This is a genomic window from Monashia sp. HAY1-2A, from assembly GCF_056755315.1.
Genome location: NZ_JBNDHY010000315.1, coordinates 1 through 815 on the forward strand (window position 1 = coordinate 1; position 815 = coordinate 815).

The following is an 815-nucleotide window of genomic DNA, read 5'->3' on the forward strand; positions in this document are numbered from 1 at the left end:
CCCCCCCCCCAGATTACTACGCGTCTCGTGGGCTCGGAGATGTGTATAAGAGACAGGAAGAGGGGTCTCGCAGTGGGTATCCGGTCGTGGTTCGGGTTGGACGGGCCCGAGGTCCCCGAGCCCGCGCGTCCGGGCCCCCCGACCACCGAGCAGCTGCTCGCCGCGCTCGACACCGTCGAGCAGCAGGCCCGCGCCGGACGCGTCCCGGGCGTCGTCCTGTCGCGCCTGCTGCGCGTGACGCGCGTCGTCCGCGAGACGCTGCCGCGCCTCGACCAGCTGGGCCTGGGCAGCGCCCAGGGCTTCAGCGTCATGGCGACGGCCACCGACTACCTGCCGGTCGCCATCGGCAACTACCTGCGCCTGCCGCGCGACTGGGCGGACACGCGTCCGATCGCCGGCGGCAAGAGCTCGGTCATGCTCCTCGTCGACCAGCTCGACCTGCTCGGCACGACGATGGACAAGGTCTACGACGCGGTGTGCCGGGCCGACGCGGAGGCGATCATCGTGCACGGGCAGTTCCTCGAGCTGAAGTTCGGGGGGTCCTCGACCGGCGGTTCGCTCGGTCTCGCCGGGCCCGACCCGACGCCGTCGCCCAGCGCGTCGCGACGGGCGCCGTCGCCGTCCACGCCGGCCTCGCCCCCTGCACCCTCTCCCCTGGCCCCGCCGGAGTGACGCATGCCCGACACCCCACCCTGTCTCTTATACACATCTCCGAGCCCACGAGACGCGTAGTAATCTGGGGGGGGGGGGGGGGGGTGGGGGGGGGGGGGGGGGGGGGGGGGGGGGGGGGGGGGGGGGGGGGGGGGGGGGGGGGG

The 815-nt window shown here is 74.4% G+C and carries 1 protein-coding gene; it reads left to right on the forward strand.

Annotation, left to right across the window (positions count from 1 at the left end):
* Positions 1-672: hypothetical protein (locus tag ACPYOM_RS22070; protein ID WP_481347600.1), on the forward strand; the 672-nt coding region annotated here is incomplete at its 5' end.
* Positions 673-815 lie beyond the last annotated feature (143 nt).